The sequence below is a fragment of the Amycolatopsis sp. NPDC049252 genome, assembly GCF_043197175.1.
GTDB lineage: Bacteria > Actinomycetota > Actinomycetes > Mycobacteriales > Pseudonocardiaceae > Amycolatopsis.
The window spans coordinates 238,151-254,139 of sequence record NZ_JBICSQ010000004.1 but is presented as its reverse complement, the minus strand read 5'-3'; the positions used below and the strand labels follow the sequence as shown (position 1 = coordinate 254,139).

At 69.8% G+C, this 15,989-nt stretch carries 18 protein-coding genes, 1 tRNA gene and 1 pseudogene; 11 read left to right on the top strand and 9 right to left on the bottom strand.

The annotated features are described in order from the left end of the window. Window positions 1-110: 110 nt before the first annotated feature. From ACGFMK_RS08970 to mug, 3 genes are all read right to left on the bottom strand, one after another. Complete coding sequence (locus ACGFMK_RS08970) at window positions 111-1,946, bottom strand: acyl-CoA dehydrogenase (RefSeq protein ID WP_392759827.1); 1,836 nt, start codon at window positions 1,944-1,946, stop codon at window positions 111-113. Window positions 1,947-2,104: 158 nt separating this feature from the next. Further along, complete coding sequence (locus ACGFMK_RS08965) at window positions 2,105-2,890, bottom strand: response regulator transcription factor (protein WP_392759825.1); 786 nt, start codon at window positions 2,888-2,890, stop codon at window positions 2,105-2,107. A gap of 369 nt (window positions 2,891-3,259) precedes the next feature. Beyond that, window positions 3,260-3,811 (bottom strand): G/U mismatch-specific DNA glycosylase, encoded by a 552-nt coding sequence (gene mug / locus ACGFMK_RS08960; protein ID WP_392759823.1) that lies wholly within the window; start codon window positions 3,809-3,811, stop codon window positions 3,260-3,262. Between the two features lie 170 nt (window positions 3,812-3,981). Between mug and ACGFMK_RS08955 the strand changes: the two genes are divergently transcribed. Then, the gene (locus ACGFMK_RS08955) at window positions 3,982-4,158 is read left to right on the top strand and encodes a hypothetical protein (RefSeq protein ID WP_003058066.1); all 177 of its coding nucleotides are present in this window, start codon (window positions 3,982-3,984) and stop codon (window positions 4,156-4,158) included. On the opposite strand, the gene ACGFMK_RS08950 is transcribed toward ACGFMK_RS08955, so the two are convergent. Together ACGFMK_RS08950 and ACGFMK_RS08945 are read right to left on the bottom strand one after the other, a co-directional pair. Continuing rightward, window positions 4,099-4,743 (bottom strand): VanZ family protein, encoded by a 645-nt coding sequence (locus ACGFMK_RS08950; protein WP_392759820.1) that lies wholly within the window; start codon window positions 4,741-4,743, stop codon window positions 4,099-4,101. The two genes, ACGFMK_RS08955 and ACGFMK_RS08950, sit on opposite strands and share 60 nt — an antisense overlap. 104 nt (window positions 4,744-4,847) lie before the next feature. After that, on the bottom strand, window positions 4,848-4,982 hold the full coding sequence (locus ACGFMK_RS08945; protein ID WP_392759818.1) for a hypothetical protein: 135 nt from the start codon (window positions 4,980-4,982) through the stop codon (window positions 4,848-4,850). A gap of 53 nt (window positions 4,983-5,035) precedes the next feature. On the opposite strand from ACGFMK_RS08945, the pseudogene ACGFMK_RS08940 reads away from it, so the two are divergent. The 5 genes and pseudogenes from ACGFMK_RS08940 to ACGFMK_RS08920 form a co-directional block, all read left to right on the top strand. After that, a pseudogene (locus ACGFMK_RS08940) lies at window positions 5,036-5,320 on the top strand (GNAT family N-acetyltransferase); the annotation flags it as partial. Between the two features lie 49 nt (window positions 5,321-5,369). Then, window positions 5,370-6,449 carry a Gfo/Idh/MocA family protein gene (locus ACGFMK_RS08935; RefSeq protein WP_392759816.1) on the top strand — a complete coding sequence of 360 codons (1,080 nt, stop codon included), beginning with the start codon at window positions 5,370-5,372 and terminating at the stop codon, window positions 6,447-6,449. A gap of 51 nt (window positions 6,450-6,500) precedes the next feature. Beyond that, window positions 6,501-7,280: an alpha/beta fold hydrolase gene (locus tag ACGFMK_RS08930; RefSeq protein ID WP_392759814.1), complete on the top strand. Its 780-nt coding sequence runs from the start codon at window positions 6,501-6,503 to the stop codon at window positions 7,278-7,280. Between the two features lie 114 nt (window positions 7,281-7,394). Further along, the gene (locus ACGFMK_RS08925; protein ID WP_392759812.1) at window positions 7,395-9,089 is read left to right on the top strand and encodes a bifunctional metallophosphatase/5'-nucleotidase; all 1,695 of its coding nucleotides are present in this window, start codon (window positions 7,395-7,397) and stop codon (window positions 9,087-9,089) included. A gap of 38 nt (window positions 9,090-9,127) precedes the next feature. After that, on the top strand, window positions 9,128-9,454 hold the full coding sequence (locus ACGFMK_RS08920) for an MmcQ/YjbR family DNA-binding protein (RefSeq protein ID WP_392759810.1): 327 nt from the start codon (window positions 9,128-9,130) through the stop codon (window positions 9,452-9,454). Here ACGFMK_RS08920 and ACGFMK_RS08915 read toward each other — a convergent pair. Together ACGFMK_RS08915 and ACGFMK_RS08910 are read right to left on the bottom strand one after the other, a co-directional pair. After that, a complete protein-coding gene (locus tag ACGFMK_RS08915; RefSeq protein WP_392759808.1) occupies window positions 9,444-9,977 on the bottom strand; it encodes a GNAT family N-acetyltransferase in 534 nt (177 codons plus the stop codon). The two genes, ACGFMK_RS08920 and ACGFMK_RS08915, sit on opposite strands and share 11 nt — an antisense overlap. Window positions 9,978-9,985: 8 nt before the next feature. After that, a complete protein-coding gene (locus ACGFMK_RS08910; protein WP_392759805.1) occupies window positions 9,986-10,363 on the bottom strand; it encodes a nitroreductase family deazaflavin-dependent oxidoreductase in 378 nt (125 codons plus the stop codon). Window positions 10,364-10,451: 88 nt separating this feature from the next. Here ACGFMK_RS08910 and ACGFMK_RS08905 point away from each other — a divergent pair, with 88 nt between their 5' ends. From ACGFMK_RS08905 to ACGFMK_RS08895, 3 genes are all read left to right on the top strand, one after another. Then, on the top strand, window positions 10,452-11,102 hold the full coding sequence (locus tag ACGFMK_RS08905; protein WP_392759803.1) for a hypothetical protein: 651 nt from the start codon (window positions 10,452-10,454) through the stop codon (window positions 11,100-11,102). Window positions 11,103-11,202: 100 nt separating this feature from the next. Then, window positions 11,203-11,553 (top strand): YciI family protein, encoded by a 351-nt coding sequence (locus tag ACGFMK_RS08900; protein WP_392759801.1) that lies wholly within the window; start codon window positions 11,203-11,205, stop codon window positions 11,551-11,553. After that, complete coding sequence (locus ACGFMK_RS08895) at window positions 11,550-12,737, top strand: RNA polymerase sigma factor (RefSeq protein ID WP_392759799.1); 1,188 nt, start codon at window positions 11,550-11,552, stop codon at window positions 12,735-12,737. The genes ACGFMK_RS08900 and ACGFMK_RS08895 overlap by 4 nt, the downstream gene beginning before the upstream one ends. A gap of 64 nt (window positions 12,738-12,801) precedes the next feature. On the opposite strand, the gene ACGFMK_RS08890 is transcribed toward ACGFMK_RS08895, so the two are convergent. After that, window positions 12,802-12,872 (bottom strand) — tRNA-Gly (locus tag ACGFMK_RS08890). 110 nt (window positions 12,873-12,982) lie between these two features. Between ACGFMK_RS08890 and ACGFMK_RS08885 the strand changes: the two genes are divergently transcribed. Together ACGFMK_RS08885 and dcd are read left to right on the top strand one after the other, a co-directional pair. After that, window positions 12,983-14,176 carry an oxygenase MpaB family protein gene (locus tag ACGFMK_RS08885; RefSeq protein ID WP_392759797.1) on the top strand — a complete coding sequence of 398 codons (1,194 nt, stop codon included), beginning with the start codon at window positions 12,983-12,985 and terminating at the stop codon, window positions 14,174-14,176. 23 nt (window positions 14,177-14,199) lie between these two features. Further along, the gene (gene dcd, locus ACGFMK_RS08880) at window positions 14,200-14,781 is read left to right on the top strand and encodes a dCTP deaminase (protein ID WP_323324922.1); all 582 of its coding nucleotides are present in this window, start codon (window positions 14,200-14,202) and stop codon (window positions 14,779-14,781) included. Here dcd and ACGFMK_RS08875 read toward each other — a convergent pair. Next, entirely contained in the window at window positions 14,778-15,971 is a 1,194-nt protein-coding gene (locus tag ACGFMK_RS08875) for an FAD-dependent oxidoreductase (RefSeq protein WP_392759794.1), read from the bottom strand. The two genes, dcd and ACGFMK_RS08875, sit on opposite strands and share 4 nt — an antisense overlap. Window positions 15,972-15,989: the final 18 nt, after the last annotated feature.

Here is a 15,989-nt window from a genome sequence, read left to right as displayed (position 1 = left end):
CGAAACACCGCGTACCGGGAATTACTCCTGTCGCCACCGCATCGTTACGACGCCCGTCGGGCACGCCGAAGGGGCCCTCCCCGGACGGGAAGGGCCCCTTAGGACGTGGCTCAGAACGCGGCTTCGTCGAGCTCCATGAGCGCGTTGTCCGCGGCCTCCACGATCGCGCGGCGAGCGGTCAGCTCCGGCAGCACCTGCTTCGAGAAGAACGACGCCACGGCGATCTTGCCCTCGTAGAACGGGACGTCCTTGGCGGACGCGCCCGCGTCGAGCTTGGCGATGGCGACCTCGGCGTGCTTGAGCAGCTGCCAGCCGATGAGCAGGTCGCCGACCGACATCAGCAGGCGGACCGTGTGCTGGCCGACCTTGTTGATGTTCTGCGGGTCCTCCTGCGACGTCGTCAGGTATCCGATCAGCGAGCCCAGCATGCCCTGGGTGTCCTCGAGGGCCTGCTTGAGCAGTCCGCGCTCGTTCTTGAGCCGGCCGTTGCCCGCCTCGGACTCGATGAACTTGGTGATCTCGCCGGCGACGAAGGCCAGCGACTGGCCCTTGTCGCGGACGATCTTGCGGAAGAAGAAGTCCAGCGACTGGATCGCCGTGGTGCCCTCGTAGAGCGAGTCGATCTTGGCGTCGCGGATGTACTGCTCGATCGGGTAGTCCTGCAGGAAGCCGGAACCGCCGAGGGTCTGCAGCGACTGCACGAGCTGCTCGGTGGCGCGCTCGGAGCCGACACCCTTGACGATCGGCAGCAGCAGGTCGTTGACGCCGTGGGCGACCTTCTGGTCACCTTCGCCGGTCCACAGCTGGTCCTGGAACGACGCCGTGTACAGGTACACCGCGCGCAGGCCCTCCGCGTACGCCTTCTGCAGCATCAGCGAACGGCGGACGTCCGGGTGGTGCGTGATGGTGACGCGCGGCGCGGCCTTGTTCAGCATGTTCGGCAGGTCGGCGCCCTGGACGCGCTCCTTGGCGTACTCGAGGGCGTTGAGGTAACCGGTGGACAGCGTGGCGATCGCCTTCGTGCCGACCATCATCCGGGCGTACTCGATGACCTGGAACATCTGCGCGATGCCGTCGTGCACCTCGCCGAGCAGCCAGCCCTTGGCCGGGGTGCCGTGCTGGCCGAAGGTCAGCTCGCACGTCGTCGAGGCCTTGATGCCCATCTTGTGCTCGACGTTCGTGACGAAGGCGCCGTTGCGCTCGCCCAGCTCACCGGTCTTCGAGTCGAAGTGGAACTTCGGCACGAGGAACAGCGAAAGGCCCTTGGTGCCCGGCTTGGTCTCGATGCCGGGGCCCTCGGGGCGCGCCAGCACGAGGTGCATGATGTTTTCGCTCATGTCGTGCTCGGCGGAGGTGATGAACCGCTTCACGCCGTCGATGTGCCAGGAGCCGTCCTCCTGCTTGACGGCCTTGGTGCGGCCCGCGCCGACGTCGGAGCCGGCGTCCGGCTCGGTCAGCACCATCGTGGCGCCCCAGGCCCGGTCGATCATCAGCTGGGCCCAGTGCTTCTGCTCTTCGGTGCCGTTCTTGTTCACGATCATCGCGAAGTTGGGGCCCGCGAGGTACATGAACAGCGGGGCGTTGGCGCCGAGGATCAGCTCGGACGCGGCCCACTGGACGGTCGGGGGCAGCCCGAAGCCGCCGAGGTCGTTGGTCAGGCCGAGACGCCACCACTCGCCGTCGAGGAGCTGCTTGTAGCTCTTCTTGAACGACTCGGGGATCTTGACGCTGAAGGTCTTCGGGTCGTACACGGGCGGGTTGCGGTCGGCGTCGGCGAAGGACTCGGCCAGCGGGCCGGTGGCGAGCTTGTTCAGCTCGGCCAGCACCCCGCGCGCGGTCTCCTCGTCCGACTCGGCGAGCACACCCTTGCCCAGGCGCTCCTGCACGCCGAGTACCTCGAAGAGGTTGAACTCCAGGTCTCGGACGTTGCTCTTGTAGTGGCCCATGTGTCACTCCAATGTGTTCGGCTCCCCGGCCGGGCACACAGTCGCCTTACTCGCCGGTAACTTCAGGATATTACCTGCGGGTAACTGGAGCAAGCAGATCCGCACTTCCGAGTACCGGAAATCCACCGAAAAGTGGGCCTCGAGCAGCGTGACCCGGGTCAGCGGTGGCCGGGGATGGCCGTTGTGTCCGCCGTCACCGGCACGGGGCCGTCGTCCGCCCGGACGATCAGTATCCCGCCGCGGAACGCGATCGTCACGGCGTGTGTCCGGTCCCGTGCCGAGAGCTTCCGCAGGATGCTCTTCACGTGGGTCCGCACGGTCTCGACGGACAGGAAGAGCAGTTTCGCGATCGCCGAGTTCTCCAGCCCTTCGGCGACCAGCTGCAGCACCTGGTATTCGCGCCTGGACAGCGGCATTCCGCCGCGCGGCGCCGGTGGGCTGTCGTGGGGGAGGTCCCCCTTCGGCAAGGTCGAGCGCTTCGGCCGGGCGGTGAGCGCGGCCAGTCCGGGGTCGATGTACCGGCGTTCGGTGTGGGCCCGCCGGATCGCTTCGGCGAGACGTCGTGAATCGATCGACCGCGGCACGATCGCGTGCGCCCCGGCGGCGATGGCGGTCGCCAGGTACTGCTGCGTGCGATTCGCGTCACGGATGAGCGTGACGATGATGAGCGCCGGGTCGCCGGCGTTGAGCAGTTTCGTCAGGTGGCAGTTCGGGTCCAGCGCCGAATCGAGCACGACGACGTCCGGTTTGACCTGCTCGCACAGCTGCAACGCGGCGTGGTGGCTGGCCGCCTGGCCGGCCCAGTGCAGTCCCTGGCTGCGGTGGACCAGCGCGGCGAGGCCGTCGCGGTAGATCGGGACCGGATCGACGACCGCCACGCCGAGACTGCGCCCGCCGGGTCCTGGCGGCCCAGTGGGCCTGCGGGTGGGCTCGATGCCGTGCATCGTGGGCCTCCGTCTCTGCGCCGTCGCTCCTGGGACGCCGGACGTGTCCCCTCGGTTCACGCGATCCGGCACCACCCGGTCCCCCCTGCGGGACCGGCCAGAAGTGACTCCTCCTGCTTGGTACGAGTCGCAAGTTCGCAGCTCATGACGCCAATTCCCCCTCATGGCCCAACCCGCCGGTTACAGCAAACTCTGGGTAGAAAACCCCCTCGGGAGTGCTGCTCGACCGGGAGCAGAACGACCTGATGGGGCGGCGGGTGCTACTGAGGGTGGCCCGTGGTGGTGCGCTACCTCCCGGCTCGTCCCCCTCTAACGCCCCAAGGCGTCGTTGGTTGCGGGTTGTTACTGGTCAGCACGCTGCAGGAGGGGCTAGCGAGTCACGACCGCGGCCCGCAGCGCGGCGAACTCCGCCGCCAGCCCGGCCGGTGTCCAGTGGGCGTTCAGGCCGCTGGGATTGGGCAGCACCCACACGTGTGTCCCCCCGATGCGCTGCTCCTGCCGCCCGACGCTCGCCTTCGGGAAGCCGAACGCGGTCCGGTACGCCGTGATCCCGACTACCGCCAGCCACCGCGGCCGGTACTCGAGGACCTTCGCGGCCAGCAGCTTCCCGCCCTCGCGCAGCTCGTCACCGGTGAGCTCGTCGGCCCGGGCGGTGGCCCTGGCGACGACGTTCGTGACGCCCAGCTTCAAGTCGAGCAGCTGCTCCTGCTCGGCCGGGTCGAACCGCCGCGGCGTGAAGCCGCCGCCGTGCAGCGCCGGCCAGAAGCGGTTCCCGGGCCGCGCGAAGTGCTGCTTGAGGGCACCGGAGTAGAGGCCGGGGTTGATCCCGCAGAAGAGGACGTCGAGGCCGGGGGCCAGGACGTCCGGGATGGTGGTGCCGTAGGCCGCGGCCAGCTGGTCCTTGGTGGGTCTGGTGCTCACCCGTCCAGTCTCCGGTACGGCTTTCGGCCGGGCACGGCACAACTGCCCGCGCGACGTTTCCGCTGATCACGCGCCGGTGCCGGACAGGCCTGTCGCTGGGGGTAGCGAATTCACCACTGACCTGCGTAACCTGTGTGATCTCCCGCACAGCGCCGTACCGAGGAGGATTCGTGCAGCTTCCGATCGTCCTCGGGCTGGTCGCGCTGGTCTTGGCCGTGGCCGCCCTCGTGGTCGTTCTCGAGGACCGCCGCGCCGCGAAGCGAGCCGCTCTGCAGCGCAAGGCCCGGCTAGCGCGTCTGGGCGAAGTGGATCCGCTCGCCCCGGGCCGGCTGCACGTCGACCGTTGAACGCCTGGCCCGCAGCAGGGCCAGCAGGAGCGCTCCGAACACCCAGCCGACGCCGGCGCCGAACGTGTTGTTCATGAGGTCGTCGACGTCGAAGACGCGGTAGCCGTACGGCGCGGTGCCGAAGTTCGCGGTGAGCTGCGTGATCTCGATGAGCAGCGACGCGCTGAAGCCGATCAGCGTGGTCCCGATCAGGCCGCGGCGCCACAGGATCCGGGCGAACACGCCGAGCGGGACGAACAGCAGGACGTTCATGCAGGCCTGCTGGAACGTCTGCGTCATGAACCACTGCGACAGCGGCTCCCCGTGCTTGAGCAGCTCGGTGTGGATGTCGGTGATCCACTGGAAGGGGTGCAGCTGCACGGTCTGGCTCAGCCGGCGGGTGCCGGGCCCGGGCAGCGGCAGGAAGACGACGGCCAGCGTCATACACCCGTAGAGCAGCACGGCCGCTGTGGTGACGATGCCGCGCAGCCGGAGGCCGCCGTGCCGCCCGAGCTGGGTGAGCAGCTGCGGCACCAGCACCACGGTCCACAGCGCGAGGAAGCCGATGAGTCCGTACTGCAGGGCGGTGACCTGTGCGTTCGTCATGCCACCGACGTTATGGATCTTGACCCGGGTACCGCTTCGGTCGATGAGCCGGACGCCGAAAGCCGCCATCGGCCACTTGGCCGATCCGGCGACGGGCCGATCGGTCAGGGCTGATCGGTCAACGGGTCGGCTTCGTCCTCGCGCTCCTCGGAGCGCTCGGCGCGCCAGGCGCTGAACACCGTGCCGCCGATCAGCAGCACGACGACGGCCAGAACCACGAGGACGACCTCGATGCCCATCTTTCCCCCACGCGCCGGAACGTTCGCCTCATCGCGGCTGCGTTGTCCGGTGTTACCGGACACGGCGGAGAGCGCCGGGTGCGGCCGAATGGCTGGTCTTCTCGGTGTGGGTTGCGCCACAGAGGCGTGGCCGCGGCCTGGCCGCGCGGCTCGTCGACGCGGTCCGCGCGGCGGCCGTCGAAGCCGGCGCGCAGGCCGTCGCCCTGCACGTCTTCGAGGGGAACGGCCGTGCGAGACGCGCCTGCGAGCGGCTCGGGTTCGTGCTCGCTGGGGACGACGAGGACGTTCCGGGCAACGGCCGCCGCCATCCGATGCGGCTTGCGCTCACGCGGGAATGACCGCGACGCTCGGCACGTAAGTCCTGTGGGGGAAACGAAAGGAACGCTCATGGCACCGGTCCGGGTCGGCATCGTCGGGCTCAGCGCGAACGGCGGCTGGGCCGCGACCGCGCACGTGCCCGCGCTGGCCGCGGTGGAGGGCTACGAGCTCCGCGCGTTGAGCGCGAGCAGCGCCGAGTCGGCGCGCGTGGCCGGCGAGAAGTACGGCGTGCCGCTGACCTTCGGCGACGCCGGGGAGCTGGCGCGGCACCCGGAGGTCGACCTGGTCGTGGTGGCCGTGAAGGTGCCCGAGCACCGGGCCCTCATCGAGCCCGCGCTGGCCGCGGGCAAGCAGGTGCTGAGCGAGTGGCCGCTGGGCGTCAGCCTCGCGGAGACGCGGGAGCTGGCCGAAGCCGCGAAGGACGGTCAGACGGCCGTCGGGCTGCAGGGCCGCTCCGCGCCGGCGTTGCGCTACCTGCGTGACCTCATCAAGGACGGCTACGTCGGCCGCGTGCTGTCGACGTCCCTGATCGCGTCCGGCGGGAACTGGGGCTCGAGCGTGCGCGCCGGCCGCGACTACCAGCTGCACCCCGAGGGCGGGGCGACGCTGCTGACCATCCCGTTCGCGCACACCGCCGACACGCTGCACATGGTGCTCGGCGGGTTCGCCGAGCTGTCGGCCACGATGGCGACCGTCCGGCCGCGGGTGCGCGACGAGGTCACCGGCGACGCCGTCCCGATGACCGTGCCCGACCAGATCGCCGTCTCCGGGGTGCTCAACGGCGGCGCGATCGCGTCGCTGCACCTGCGCGGCGGCACGTCGCCGGCCACGGACTTCCTCTGGGAGATCAACGGCACCGAGGGCACGCTGGTCGTCAACGCCGCGGACCCGCTGTTCTGGATCTCCAAGCTGACGTTGCGCGGCAGTCGCACCGGGACCCTCGAGCGGCTCGCCGTGCCGGCGCGGTACGAGCTGCCGCAGCTGGCCGGGCGCGCGTCCGAACCGTCGTACAACGTCGCGCACGCGTACGCGCGCCACCTCAAGGGCGACCTGCCGGACTTCGGGCACGCGCTGCGGGTGTACCGGGTACTGGACGCCGTCCAGCGGTCGGCCGACACCGGGACCCGGGTTCACCCGGACGCAGAGTAACTGTTACCGGCGGTAGTAGCTTTTCCGTCGACCCGGACTTACTCTCGGGTAATGGACGACGTTGTCTACGACCGCGCAGGCCGGGGCGAACCGCTGGTGCTGATCCACGGCATCGGGCACCGCCGCCAGGCCTGGTCACCGGTGTTTCCGCTGCTCACGCCGTATCGTGACGTCATCGCCGTCGACCTGCCCGGCTTCGGCGAGTCACCCGAGCCGTCCGGCGGTTACGGCGTCGAGCCCGCGCTGGTGATGTTCAAGGAGCTCTTCACCGAGCTCGGCCTCGACCGGCCGCACGTCGCGGGCAACTCGCTCGGCGGCCTGCTCTCGCTGGAGCTCGGCCGGGCCGGCCTCGTCCGCAGCGTCACCGCGCTGTCGCCGGCCGGCCTGTGGAACCGGCGGCAGAAGGTCTACGCGATCGCGACGCTCAAGGCCCACCGCGCGCTCGCCCAGCGCACTCCGCCGCACGTCGTGCGCCGCATCGCCGCGACGGCGGCCGGGCGGAGGGCACTGACCGGCATGATCGTCGGACGGCCCGAGCTGCAGAGCCCCGAGACCGTCGTCGAGGACGCGCACGCACTCGCGACCGCGCCGGGCTTCGAGCCGACCGCCGCACAGTCGCGTGGCGGCTTCCGGTTCACCGGTCCCGTCACGAGCATCCCGGTGACGATCGCCTGGGCCCAGCACGACCGGATCCTCGCCCGGCCGCGCGTCGCCGAGCTGCGGAAGATCGCGCCGGCCGGGACGTTCAAGCTGCTCCCGGGCTGCGGGCACGTGCCGATGAGCGACGACCCGGCCCTGGTCGCGAAGACGCTGCTCGACGGAAGCCGTTAGATGACATTCGCTTTACGTCCGTCTTTTGACCCTGGTAGTTGACTCCGCCGCCAGGCAGAATCCTCCGCCGTGCGCCCGTGTGGGGACCTTGGGCGCGAATCGGAGGAAACACGCATGAGGCTTTCAACCCGGCTCGTGGTGCTCGCCGCGGCCGCGCTGGCGACGACGGCGGTGACCACCGCACCCGCGTCCGCGGGCCAGCGCCCGGACCCGACCACCGACGTCCGGATCATCGCTTTCAACGACCTGCACGGGAACCTGGCGCCGCCGACCGGCTCCAGTGGCCGCGTCACGCAGTCCGACGGGACCACTGTGGACGCCGGTGGTGCCGCTTACCTGGCGACGCACGTGAAGCAGCTGCGGTCGCAGGTGCGCAACTCGTTCGTCGTTTCCGCCGGTGACAACATCGGCGCGTCGCCGCTGACCTCGGCGCTGTTCCACGACGAGCCGACCATCGACTTCCTGAACATGCTGGGCGTCAACGCGTCCGTCGTCGGCAACCACGAGTTCGACGAGGGCTACAAGGAACTGCAGCGCATGCAGTTCGGCGGCTGCCACCCGACCGACGGTTGCCAGTTCGACAAGAAGTTCAAGGGTGCGGACTTCCCGTTCCTCGGGTCCAATGTGTACTTCACCAACGGCCTGCCGGCGCTGCTGCCGTTCACCGTCAAGTTCGAGGGTGGCGTGCCGATCGGCGTCATCGGCGCGACGCTGAAGGACCTGCCCTCGGTCGTCACGCCGGAGGCCATCAAGGGCCTGAAGTTCGGTGACGAGGTCGAGGCGATCAACCGCACCGCGAACCTGCTCGACTTCCTCGGCGTCAAGTCCCAGGTCGTGCTGCTGCACCAGGGTGACAGCACCGAGCTCGAGGGGCCGAACGACTGCCGGGTCCTGCCGGGCCCGGCCACCGCGATCGCGAAGGCGGTGACCCCGAAGGTCGACGCGATCTTCACCGGCCACAGCCACCAGCAGTACAACTGCGTGATCAACGACCCGGCCGGCCAGCCGCGGCCGGTCATCCAGGGCGCGTCCTTCGGCCGCCTGCTGTCCGTCGTGGACCTGAAGATCAACCTGAAGACGCGCGACGTCGTCCGGTCGGCGACCCAGGCGCACAACGAGATCGTCACCCGCACGGTCACCCCGGACCCGGCCGTGGCGGCGCTGGTCGCCGACGCGACGGCGAAGGCCGCCCCGATCGGGAACAAGCAGGTCGGCACGATCACCACGGACCTGAAGGCGGCGGGGAACGCGGCCGGCGAGTCGGCGCTCGGCGACGTCATCGCCGACGCGCAGCTGGCGGGCACGCAGTCGAACAACGCGGTCATCGCGATGACCAACCCGGGTGGCATCCGCGCCGACCTGACCTACGCGTCGTCCCCGGCGGGCGAAGGCGACGGCGTGGTGACCTACAGCGAGGCGTTCACCGTCCAGCCGTTCTCGAACATCATGCAGACGATCACGCTGACCGGCGCGAACCTGAAGAACGTGCTGGAGCAGCAGTGGGCGCCGGGCGTGAACCCGAAGTTCCTGCAGATCTCGAGCTCGCTGCACTACAGCTACTCGGCGTCCGCGCCGCAGGGCTCGCGGGTCTCGAACATCACGGTGAACGGCACGCCGGTCGACCCGGCGGCGACGTTCCGCGTGTCGGTGAACAACTTCCTCGCCGCCGGCGGTGACGGCTTCACCGAGTTCACCAAGGGCACGAACCTGGCCGGCGGGCCGGTCGACCTGGACGCGCTGACCGCGTACCTGGGCGCCCACCCGAACCTGGCTCCGCCCGCGGCGGACCGGATCACCCTGCTGCCGTAGGTCCGGTTCTTCCAAGACGCCGGGTCGACAATGGACCCATGACGACTTGGGAAGACGTCGTCCGCCTGGCCTCGGAACTGCCCGAGGTCGAGGCGGCGACCTGGTACCGCACGCCCGCGCTGAAGGTGGCGGGCAAGGGGTTCGCGCGGCTGCGCACCGAGGCCGAAGGCGGCCTGGTCGTGATGTGCGGCCACGACGAGAAGGCGGCGTTGCTGGAATCCGGCGACGCCGCCTTCTTCACGACACCGCACTACGACGGATCCGGCTCGATCATCGTCGACCTGGAGAAGGTCGAGGTCGATCAGCTGCGTGAGCTGCTCGAAGAGGCGTGGCGGCTCAAGGCGCCTCGCCGGCTCACAACCTGAGCTCGCCCTTGAGCATGCTCATCAGGATCATGTCGTGGCGCTCGCCGTCCAGTGCGACGAACGCTTCGCGGTGGCGGCCGTCCTCGGTGAAGCCGACCTTGCGGTAGACGTGCCGCGCGCGCTCGTTCTCGGCGACCACCCAGAGCGTGATCATGTGCAGCCGCATCGAGTTGAAGCCGTAGCGGCACATCAGGCGCAGCGCCTCGGTGCCGTAACCGCCGCCGCCCCGGTAGCCGGCGTCGCCGATGTAGATGTCCAGTTCGGCGTTGCCGATCTCGGGCTCGGCGTCGCGCAGGTCGATGATGCCGACGAGCTTGCCGTCCGCCTTGGCCTCGATCCCGAGCACGACCAGCTCGTAGCTGTTGACCGGGCGTTCTTCGGCGCGTTTGCGGATCTGCGCGAGCGAGCGCGGGTGGCTGTTGTTCATCCAGCGGCCGACCTCGGGGTCGTGCACCCACCCGTGGATCTTCTCGGCGTCCTCCGGTTCGAGCGCCCGCAGCCGGACGAGCTCCCCCTCGAGCATTTCTCCCCCTAGTCCCGCTTGAGCAGCAGGAAGTCGTGGACGTTCAGCAGGCCGAGGAACTGCCGCACGGGGGTCGGCATGGCCTGGCGCGACTCATCATGCACGAGCCGTGCCCCGTGTACGTGCAGGTTTTTCCGCCGCGTGACGATCGTGCAGCCGTCCGCGGCCAGCACGTTCTTCACCCAGTCGGCGTCGGGCCCGTAGGTCAGCGCGACGACGAAGCCCTCCGCCGTGCGGAAGACGTTCACCGGCGTCCGGTACTCCCGGCCCGACTTCCGTCCCTTGTGGACGATCATGCCGAAGCCGGGGGCCCAGTTGACGACGTATTTGTTGACGCGGTTGGTGGCGACCCGGTTGAACCGGGCGAGCCCCTTGGGAAGCACCATGCGGAACACAATATCAACGCGCGGTGAATTTAACGACCGGTCGACCCCGCCTCCCGGTCCGTCGTCGCCCGATGGTGGGATACGGGGCATGTCGACCGAGTGGCCGCTGCGCCAGGACCCGGAAGCCCCGGTGATCATCGCTCTGGCGCTGGTTTCCGACCCGGACGCGCTGGGCTTCGTCGTGCTGGACGACGAAGACGACTGGTTCATCAGCGACGGCACCGAGCTGTCCGAAGACGTGCTGGTCAACCGCGAGAACTTCGGCAAGCTCTCGGTCCGCGAGGCCCTCGAGCTGCTCCCGCAGCTGGCGGCGCTGGCCGAGATGCCGACGGGCATGGCCGCCGACTGGGACCCGGACCACCGCGCGTGGCTGCTCTCGTCGGTCACCGGCTCCGACGACGAGGACGAGGACATCCGGCTGCTCGCCGAGCGCCGCGCCGCCTGGGAGTTCGCGGGTTCGCCGGACGACGAAGTGCAGATCAGCAGCGGCCTGACCGAGATCCCGACCGGCCCCGAGCGCCCGGTCCGCGCGGTCCGCCAGGTCGTCCGCGAGCAGGACGGCACGTGGCTGTTCGTCGGCTTCGAGGTCCCGGAAGCGGAGGACTTCGAGGTCGAGGGCCTGGAGCTGGAGCACGTCGCGAAGCTGTACCCGGACGTCAGCACCGTCCTGAAGGCGGCGCCGGGCCAGGTCTACGACCGCGCGACCCCGGACAGCGACTGGGAGCTCGTCGAAGGCTGAGAGAAAAGTCCGGCGCGGTTGTCCCGGAGACGTCCGCGCCGTTCGTCCTTACAGTGAGAGCCGGCGATCGGCGCCGGTCGACCCGCTGTGAGGAGCTGTCATGCCCCAGTACGCCGCCATCATCTACGCCTCCGACGTCGACCCGACCGGGCCCGAGGCCACCGAGCTGATGCAGGACTACAACGAGTTCGGGGCGGCCGCGCGGGCCGTGATCCGCGGGGGCGCGGCCCTCTACCCGACCGCGACCGCGACGACCGTGCGCGTCGCCGGCGGCAAGGGCGGCGACATCGTCACCACCGACGGCCCATACGCCGAGACGAAGGAAGCCCTCACCGGCTTCTACCTCATCGAGTGCGCCGACCTCGACGAAGCCGTCAAGGTCGCGGCGCAGATCCCGGGCGCCTGGGATGGCGCGATCGAGGTCCGGCCGGTCGTCGAATTCGGCAAGTGACCTTCGCCGGTGACGCGGTCGCGCGGCTGGTCCGGGACGAGGGCACCCGGGTACTGGCCACGCTGGTCCGCGTCACCGGCAGCGTCGACCTGGCCGAAGACGCGGTCCAGGACGCCGTGGTCCGCGCCCTCGAAACGTGGCCACGCGACGGCGTCCCCGGCAATCCACGCGGCTGGCTGCTGGTCGCGGCCCGCCGTCGAGCGGTCGACGTCGTCCGCCGCGAGGCGAAGCGGCTCGGGAAGGAGGCCGACGCGATGCCCGCCGTCGACCCTTTCCCCGACCCGCTCGCGGTCCGCGACGACCTGTTGAGGCTGGTCTTCACCTGCTGCCACCCGGCGTTGTCGCTGGACGCGTCCGTGGCCTTGGCCCTCCGCACGCTGGGCGGGTTGTCGACGGCGGAAGTGGCCCGCGCGCTGCTGCTCCCCGAAGCGACGCTGGCGAAACGCCTGACGCGCGCGAAGCAGAAGATCGCCCAGGCGCACATCCCCTACCGCGTCCCCGCCGCCGACGAACTCCCGGCGCGGCTGTCCGGGGTGGCGTCGACGGTCTACCTGATCTTCAACGAGGGCTACACGGGCCGCGATTCGCTGACGGCCGAGGGTGTGCGCTTGGCGCGGTTGCTCGCGGAACTGATGCCGGACGAGCCGACCGCCCTCGGTCTCCTGGCGCTGGTCCTGCTGCAGGACGCCCGCCGCGCGGCCCGCACCTCCGCGGGTGTGCCGGTGCTGCTGGCCCAGCAGGACCGCTCGCTGTGGGACCCCGACCTGATCAAGGAGGGCGTCTCGTTGGTGGGCGTGGGCCTGCGCCGGACGCCGTCGGTCCCGAACCCGTACGTGGTCCAGGCGGCGATCGCGGCCTGCCACGACCTGGCGCCGTCGTACGCCGAGACGAACTGGGACGCGGTGATCTCCTGGTACGACGTGCTTCTGTCGGTCCAGGACACGGCCGTGGTCCGCCTGAACCGCGCGGCCGCGGTGGCTGAGCGGGATGGGCCGGCGGCGGCTTTGGCTTTGGTGGAAGCATTGCCCGGTTTGGCGGGCTACCCGTGGTGGCACGCGTCGCGCGCGGAGTTGTTGCACCGCTTGGGTTCCCCGGCGGCGTCCGAGGCGTTGGACCGCGCGGTGGAAACCGGGCTCCCGGCCGCCCACGTGACGCACCTGCGAACACGCCTCAATCCACAGTAGACGGCGGAATTCGGGGCGGGAAAAGCGAAAAGCCCCGGACGTGAATCCGGGGCTTTCGGCTGAGAGCGGATGACGGGAATCGAACCCGCGTATTCAGCTTGGGAAGCTGATGTTCTACCATTGAACTACATCCGCAGTGCGTGGTCAGCATACACGGCGTGGAGATCCTCCTGTCCAGACCCTCCCCTCCTTGACGTCGGCGCGTCAAGTGACAACACTTGTTGTCGACGTTGGAGGTGGGCCGGATGGATGATCCCGAGCTGTTCCGGGAGGGTGGGTTCCGGCTTGCTTCGCGGTTGTTCATCGAGGGGGACATCCGGGGTGACGAGCGGCAGGTCGCGCGGCTTCGGGAGTTCGCCCAGGTCGAAGACCGGCTGGCCGATGACGTGGTCGCCTGGATGGCGCAGCAGCCCAGGGGGCAGGGGCACCGGCGCTTCGAGGACGCCCTCGAGAACGGCGTGGAGGCCGAGGGGCCGCTGAAGGCCTTCTTCGACGCTGTCGAGGCGAAGCCGTACTGGGTTGACGACGAGCGGCTCGAGCGGGGTGCCAGGACCATCACCCGGGCCGGGTTGCTGGGGCTCTTTCCGCTCGGGGACATGTCGCTCATGGGCGGTTACCTCGCGTCGCGCGCGACGAAGTCGCTGGTCGGGACCGGGGAGATCGAGAACAAGGCGACTCGGCGGCTCGTCGAGACCGCGGCCTGGTGGATCGACGTCACCACGCCCGGCGCCCTGAAACACGGGCGAACCGGGTACGCGTCCGCGCTTCGGATCCGGCTGGTGCACGCCCACGTGCGCGCGGCCATGAACCGGCGGGACGACTGGGACTACGCCGCCTGGGACAAGCCCGTCAACCAGGTGCAGACCGCCGGGACGTTGCTGCTCTTCTCGCTCGTCTACGTCTTCGGCACGCAGCTGCTCGGCCTGCGCTACTCCGCCCGCGAGCGCGGCGACATCCTGCACCTCTGGCGCTACATCGGGTGGCTCATGGGCGTCGACGACGAGTTGCTGCCCAGCGGCGAAGAGGACGCGTGGCGGCTGCTCTGGCTGCTCGCCGCCACCGAGTTCATCCCGGACGACGACTCCAAGCGGCTCGCGAAGGCGCTGGTCGAGGCCAACGCCGCCGTCGGGGAAGGGCGCGGGGCCGTGGGGAAGGTGCTGTCGCACGTCTCCGTCGCCGTGCACTCCTCGATCAGCAGGCTCGTGCTCGGGAAGACCAACGCCGACTTCCTCGGCCTGCCGAACGACCCCGTCGCGCAGGCCGTGATCGTCGGTGTCGCGGGGGTCAACTTCGCCGCCGAGACGGTGCGGCGGTTCATCCCCGGGGCCACCGCGCTGCAGGAACGGATCGGCGAGGCCGGACGCCGCGGGTACGTGAAGCGGCTCGAGAAGATCTTCTCGCCCGACACCACGTACGCGCAGCACATGCGGGCCGCCTGAACCCACCGGATAGGCTTCCCGGCGTGCTGCTCAGTGACCGTGACCTCCGCAAAGAGCTCGACGCCGGCCGGCTCGGCATCGACCCCTTCGATGCCGGCATGGTCCAGCCGTCCAGCGTCGACGTCCGGCTCGACCGGTTCTTCCGCGTCTTCAACAACAGCAAGTACACCCACATCGACCCGCAGCTGCAGCAGGACGAGCTGACCTCCATGGTCGAGAAGGAGGGCGACGAGCCCTTCGTGCTGCACCCGGGCGAGTTCGTGCTCGGCTCGACGTTCGAGCTCGTCACCCTGGCCGACGACCTGGCCGGCCGTCTCGAGGGCAAGTCGTCGCTCGGCCGGCTCGGGCTGCTGACCCACTCGACCGCGGGCTTCATCGACCCCGGCTTCTCCGGGCACATCACGCTCGAGCTGTCGAACGTCGCGAACCTGCCGATCACGCTCTGGCCGGGGATGAAGATCGGCCAGCTGTGCATCTTCCGGCTCTCCAGCTCGGCCGAGCACCCGTACGGCTCCAGCGAGGCCGGGTCCCGCTACCAGGGCCAGCGCGGCCCGACGCCGAGCCGGGCCTACAAGAACTTCCACCGCGTCGACACCTGGCGCTAAACGCTCACCTTCTCGTCCCAGTCGATGTGGTGGTTCCACATGAACGCGTTCGGGTCCTCGGTCTGCGGCTTCGCGAACGCGCGCTTGATGAAGAAGTCGCGGATCACCCGGCCGACCGGGCCGGTCACCTTGTCGTCGCCGTTGCGCTTGCCCCGGGCGACCACCGCTTCGACGCGCTCGCGCCGCAGGCCTTCGTAGGTGGCCAGCGCCTGCACAACGTCCGGCACGTCGCGCAGGCATCTGCCCAGCGTGACGGCGTCTTCGATGGCCATCGACGCGCCCTGACCCGCCGCCGGTGACGTCGCGTGGGCGGCGTCGCCGATGATCACCATGCGGCCGCGGTGCCAGACCGGGACCGTCGGGAAGTCGTACGTCGGCCACGCCGGGTAGACGTCGCGGGTCGCGCGGATGACCTCGGCCGCCGGCGTCCGGTCGCGCGCCACCAGATCCAGCAGCTCGGCTCGCAGTTTCTCGCCGGCCAGCGTGGCCAGCTCGGACGCGGTCGGCTCGGTCTTGCGGGCCGGGTTCGCGAACCACCAGACGCGCCCGTCCGGGGCGACGACGTGGCAGAAGAACAGCTTCTTGCCGAAGACCATGTTCAGCACGCCCGGCTCGTCCGGCAGCCTCAGGCCTTCGGCGAACCCGCCGGTGTTGAGCGTCGGCACGTACCGCGGTGCCGGGGCGTCCGGGTCGATGATCGTCCGGACGCGGGAGCGGAGGCCGTCGGCGCCGATCAGGAGGTCGCCGGAGGCCTGGGAGCCGTCCGAGAAGTCGGCTTTGACCTGCGAAGACGTCTGGTTCGCCCCGATCAGGCGCTTGCCGTACCCGGCGTGGATCCCGCGCCGCGTGGCTTCGTCGCGCAGGGCGACGTACAGGTCGGAGCGCAGCACGGTCTGGCTGACGGTGCCGTCCGGCAGCGCGCCGCCGAGCGGGAACTCGGCCAGCCGCGTGCCGTCGCCGAGGCCGATCGACATCTTCGGCGAGTCGAAGCCGGTGCTCTTGACGACGTCCTTCAGACCGAGCGGCAGCAGCGCGTCCAGGCCGTTCACCGCCAGCGTCAGGAACGCGCCGACGCCCTCGGCGCCGCGGTCGTAGGCCTCGAACAGCAGTGGTTCGTGGCCGGCTTCGTGCAGCGCGATGGCCGTGATCGTCCCCGCGATCCCGCCACCGATGATCAGTGCCCGTGTCATGTTGTTCATCCTCTCGAA

What these genes read in the sequence shown, in the direction of transcription:
- ACGFMK_RS08970 (WP_392759827.1), bottom strand. Translation starts at nt 1,946, where the DNA reads ATGGGCCACTACAAGAGCAACGTCCGAGACCTGGAGTTCAACCTCTTC.
- ACGFMK_RS08885 (WP_392759797.1), top strand. Translation starts at nt 12,983, where the DNA reads ATGGATGATCCCGAGCTGTTCCGGGAGGGTGGGTTCCGGCTTGCTTCG.
- ACGFMK_RS08935 (WP_392759816.1), top strand. Translation starts at nt 5,370, where the DNA reads ATGGCACCGGTCCGGGTCGGCATCGTCGGGCTCAGCGCGAACGGCGGC.
- ACGFMK_RS08950 (WP_392759820.1), bottom strand. Translation starts at nt 4,743, where the DNA reads ATGACGAACGCACAGGTCACCGCCCTGCAGTACGGACTCATCGGCTTC.
- ACGFMK_RS08945 (WP_392759818.1), bottom strand. Translation starts at nt 4,982, where the DNA reads ATGGGCATCGAGGTCGTCCTCGTGGTTCTGGCCGTCGTCGTGCTGCTG.
- ACGFMK_RS08965 (WP_392759825.1), bottom strand. Translation starts at nt 2,890, where the DNA reads ATGCACGGCATCGAGCCCACCCGCAGGCCCACTGGGCCGCCAGGACCC.
- ACGFMK_RS08925 (WP_392759812.1), top strand. Translation starts at nt 7,395, where the DNA reads ATGAGGCTTTCAACCCGGCTCGTGGTGCTCGCCGCGGCCGCGCTGGCG.
- ACGFMK_RS08905 (WP_392759803.1), top strand. Translation starts at nt 10,452, where the DNA reads ATGTCGACCGAGTGGCCGCTGCGCCAGGACCCGGAAGCCCCGGTGATC.
- ACGFMK_RS08920 (WP_392759810.1), top strand. Translation starts at nt 9,128, where the DNA reads ATGACGACTTGGGAAGACGTCGTCCGCCTGGCCTCGGAACTGCCCGAG.
- ACGFMK_RS08910 (WP_392759805.1), bottom strand. Translation starts at nt 10,363, where the DNA reads ATGGTGCTTCCCAAGGGGCTCGCCCGGTTCAACCGGGTCGCCACCAAC.
- ACGFMK_RS08915 (WP_392759808.1), bottom strand. Translation starts at nt 9,977, where the DNA reads ATGCTCGAGGGGGAGCTCGTCCGGCTGCGGGCGCTCGAACCGGAGGAC.
- ACGFMK_RS08875 (WP_392759794.1), bottom strand. Translation starts at nt 15,971, where the DNA reads ATGACACGGGCACTGATCATCGGTGGCGGGATCGCGGGGACGATCACG.
- ACGFMK_RS08930 (WP_392759814.1), top strand. Translation starts at nt 6,501, where the DNA reads ATGGACGACGTTGTCTACGACCGCGCAGGCCGGGGCGAACCGCTGGTG.
- ACGFMK_RS08900 (WP_392759801.1), top strand. Translation starts at nt 11,203, where the DNA reads ATGCCCCAGTACGCCGCCATCATCTACGCCTCCGACGTCGACCCGACC.